5 protein-coding genes are annotated in these 3,161 nt (G+C 67.1%); all 5 read left to right on the forward strand.

Translation table 11 applies throughout. The annotated features are described in order from the left end of the window. Positions 1 to 80: 80 nt before the first annotated feature. On the forward strand, positions 81 to 1,016 hold the full coding sequence (locus tag WAW85_RS13780; RefSeq protein ID WP_422560173.1) for a glucosyl-3-phosphoglycerate synthase: 936 nt from the start codon (positions 81 to 83) through the stop codon (positions 1,014 to 1,016). 10 nt (positions 1,017 to 1,026) lie between these two features. After that, positions 1,027 to 1,353 (forward strand): DivIVA domain-containing protein, encoded by a 327-nt coding sequence (locus tag WAW85_RS13785; protein WP_422560171.1) that lies wholly within the window; start codon positions 1,027 to 1,029, stop codon positions 1,351 to 1,353. A 62-nt stretch (positions 1,354 to 1,415) separates the two neighbouring features. After that, a complete protein-coding gene (locus WAW85_RS13790; RefSeq protein WP_415045502.1) occupies positions 1,416 to 1,583 on the forward strand; it encodes a DUF3117 domain-containing protein in 168 nt (55 codons plus the stop codon). Between the two features lie 35 nt (positions 1,584 to 1,618). Then, entirely contained in the window at positions 1,619 to 2,434 is an 816-nt protein-coding gene (locus WAW85_RS13795; RefSeq protein ID WP_422560174.1) for a putative RNA methyltransferase, read from the forward strand. A 58-nt stretch (positions 2,435 to 2,492) separates the two neighbouring features. Further along, positions 2,493 to 3,161 (forward strand): sugar phosphate nucleotidyltransferase (locus WAW85_RS13800; RefSeq protein ID WP_422560172.1); only part of this gene is annotated, 669 nt, incomplete at its 3' end.

Below are 3,161 nucleotides of genomic sequence, written 5' to 3' on the forward strand. Positions count from 1 at the left end.
GGTGGACATGGTCGCCGCCATCGCAGGGACGAGGTCGCCTGCCCGGACCGTCCGAGGATTGGCATGAGCGAGAAGTGGTCATGAACGACGACAGGCTCGGTGTGCAGGCGCCGTGGTCGCATACGCATGCCTGGGATCGGCCGTCGTGGACAGTGGACGAGTTGGTCGCCGCCAAGGATGGGCGCACCGTGTCGGTTGTGCTGCCAGCCCTCAATGAGGAAGCCACCGTCGCCGGGGTGATCGCGTCGATCGCACCGCTCCTCGGTGGTCTGGTCGACGAGCTCGTCGTGCTGGATTCGGGTTCGACGGATGCGACCGCGGAGCGGGCCCGCCGTGCGGGGGCGCGCGTGGTGGCCCGCGAAGACGTCGTCAGCCATCTCGCGCCCCGCCCCGGTAAGGGGGAAGCACTGTGGCGTGCGGTGGCCGCCACCAATGGCGACCTGATCGCCTTTGTCGACGCCGATCTCGTCGACCCCGATCCGAGGTTCGTTCCGCGGCTGCTGGGACCGCTGCTGCTGGATCCGGATATTCACCTGGTCAAAGGCTATTATCGGCGGCCGCTCACCGAGGGTGGTGCGCAGGTGGCTGACGGTGGCGGCCGGGTCACCGAGCTGACCGCGCGGCCACTGCTGACTGCGCTGAAGCCGGAACTGGGTGAGGTGATTCAGCCACTCGGCGGCGAGTATGCCGGAACCCGGGAACTGCTGTCGTCGGTGCCCTTCGCGGCGGGCTACGGCGTGGAGATCGGACTGCTCGTGGACACCTACGACCGTTATGGACTGACCGGGATCGGCCAGGTGAACCTGGGGGTCCGCGCGCACCGGAACCGGCCGCTCGCCGAACTGGCGGTGATGAGCCGGCAGATCATCGCGACGCTGCTGGGTCGGTGCGGGATCGCCGATTCGGGCGTCGGACTGACCCAGTTCGTCGCGTGCCCGGACGGCACCTTCAGCCCGCGCTTGACCGAGTTGACGGTGACCGAACGGCCACCGGTGAACCAGGTCCAGGCGAGGTAGGGTCGATCCCGTGATGACCATCGGTATGTACGTGATCGGCCTCGTCGTAGTGGTGGCGGTGCTCTTTGCGCTCGTGTGGCTCGTCTTCGGCCGTGGCGAGGACCTGCCGCCCGTTGAGCGGGGGACCACGCTGACCCGACTGCCACTGGCAGGCATCTCCGGTAACGACGTGCGCGGACTGGTATTCCAGCAGACGGTGCGCGGCTACAAAGCCGATGAGGTGGATTGGGCGTTGGAGAAGCTGGCGCGGGAGATCGACGATCTGCGCGCCACCGTGCTGGATCTGTCGGCCCGTGATGCCGCCGAGTATGTGGTGGACCAGTCCCGGAATCGCTGACGAGAGCTGTGCCACGTATCATTGAACCGTTCGAGTTCTGTGGGCGTGAAGGGAGCGCGAGAATGGCGGCGATGAAGCCCCGCATGGGTGACGGTCCGTTGGAGGCAGTCAAAGAGGGGCGCGGCATCGTGGTCCGCATTCCGATCGACGGTGGTGGCCGTCTGGTGGTCGAGCTGAACGACGCAGAAGCGTCGGCGCTCGGTGAGGCGCTGCGCGAGGTCGTCGCCTGACCGACCCCGAATCGACCGATCTTGCTGGCGCTGCGCTGCGCTGCCCGGTATGCGGCGCGCCGTTCGCGGCCACTGCTGGCGGCGTGTGCTGCGTGGCTGGGCATAGCTTCGACCGGGCCCGGCAGGGATACATCTCCCTGCTGTCCGGGGAAGCGAGCAAACATCGAAGTGACACCGCGGCGATGGTCGCCGCACGGCGGCGCATCCTGGATGCGGGCGTCTTCACCGCGGTGACCGACGCGCTGTCCGCTGCGGTGCCCGCGTCGGCCGGCCTGATCGTGGACGCTGGCGCCGGCACCGGACACTATCTGGCGGCGGCGCTCGAAGCGGCGCCCGAAGCGTGCGGTATTGGTATCGACCTATCCAAATACGGCGGACGGTCCATTGCGCGGGCGCATCCGCGCGCCCGGGCGGTGGTCTGCGATGTGTGGTCAGGTTTGCCGATCGCCTCGGCGTCCACCGATACGGTGCTTTCGGTTTTTGCGCCACGGAATGTGGCCGACACCGCGCGCATCCTGGCCGTGGGCGGCCGCTGGTTGCTGGTCACCCCGAACCCGGGACACCTCGAGCAGGTGCGCGAGCCACTCGGAATGCTGAGCATCGGATCGGACAAGCTCGCCCGGCTGCACGACGATCTGGCGGCTGGCGGCTTCGCGGTGCGCCGCAGCGTGCCGGTCACGGCCGATGTTGACCTGTCGGTCGCGCAACTGGCGGATCTGGCGGGGATGGGTCCGGCCGGTTTTCATCGCACCGCGGCGGAGCTGACCGCGGCCGCCGAGGCGCTTGTCGGTGGTGCCGACGGCGTCCGGGCGACCCTCGAGGTGACCGTCACCGTCGCGATCCGGCACTAAAGACCTGTAACTCCCGGCGCGCCGCCCGCGCACACCGATATACGGATATGTTGGACTTGTGAGATCTCAACCGCACGTGCTCGGAATCGTTCTCGCCGGGGGCGAAGGCAAGCGGCTCTATCCGCTGACCAAGGATCGCGCTAAGCCTGCGGTGCCCTTCGGCAGTTCTTATCGCCTCATCGACTTCGTGCTATCGAACCTGGTCAACGCTGGGTACGAACGGATCTGCGTCCTCACCCAGTACAAGTCGCATTCGCTTGATAAACACATCTCGCAGACGTGGTGGTCGTCGGGCTTTCACGGTGAGTTCATCACCCCGGTCCCGGCGCAGCAGCGGTTGGGTCCACGCTGGTACACCGGCAGTGCCGACGCGATCTTCCAGTCGATGAACTTGATTGACGACGAGAAGCCGGACTACATCGTCGTCTTCGGCGCCGATCACGTGTACCGAATGGATCCCTCGCAGCTCGTCGAGCAACACATCGCCACGGGTGCATCGGTGACCGTGGCCGGTATTCGGGTGCCGCGGGCCGAGGCGCGGGCCTTCGGTTGCATTGATTCCGATGAGTCGGGGCTGATCACCAGCTTCGTCGAGAAGCCAGCCGATCCGCCCGGCACGCCCGACGACCCGGACGTCACGTATGCGTCGATGGGCAACTACGTCTTCACGACGCAGGCGCTGGTGGATGTATTGCGCGCCGACGCCGCGGACCCGGACTCCGACCAC

It is taken from the genome of Gordonia sp. (in: high G+C Gram-positive bacteria) (genome assembly GCF_049299075.1).
Classification (GTDB): Bacteria; Actinomycetota; Actinomycetes; order Mycobacteriales; family Mycobacteriaceae; genus Gordonia.

Excerpts from the sequence above, each read along its gene's own strand:
- WAW85_RS13780 (WP_422560173.1), top strand. The coding sequence starts at position 81 with ATGAACGACGACAGGCTCGGTGTGCAGGCGCCGTGGTCGCATACGCAT.
- WAW85_RS13790 (WP_415045502.1), top strand. The coding sequence starts at position 1,416 with ATGGCGGCGATGAAGCCCCGCATGGGTGACGGTCCGTTGGAGGCAGTC.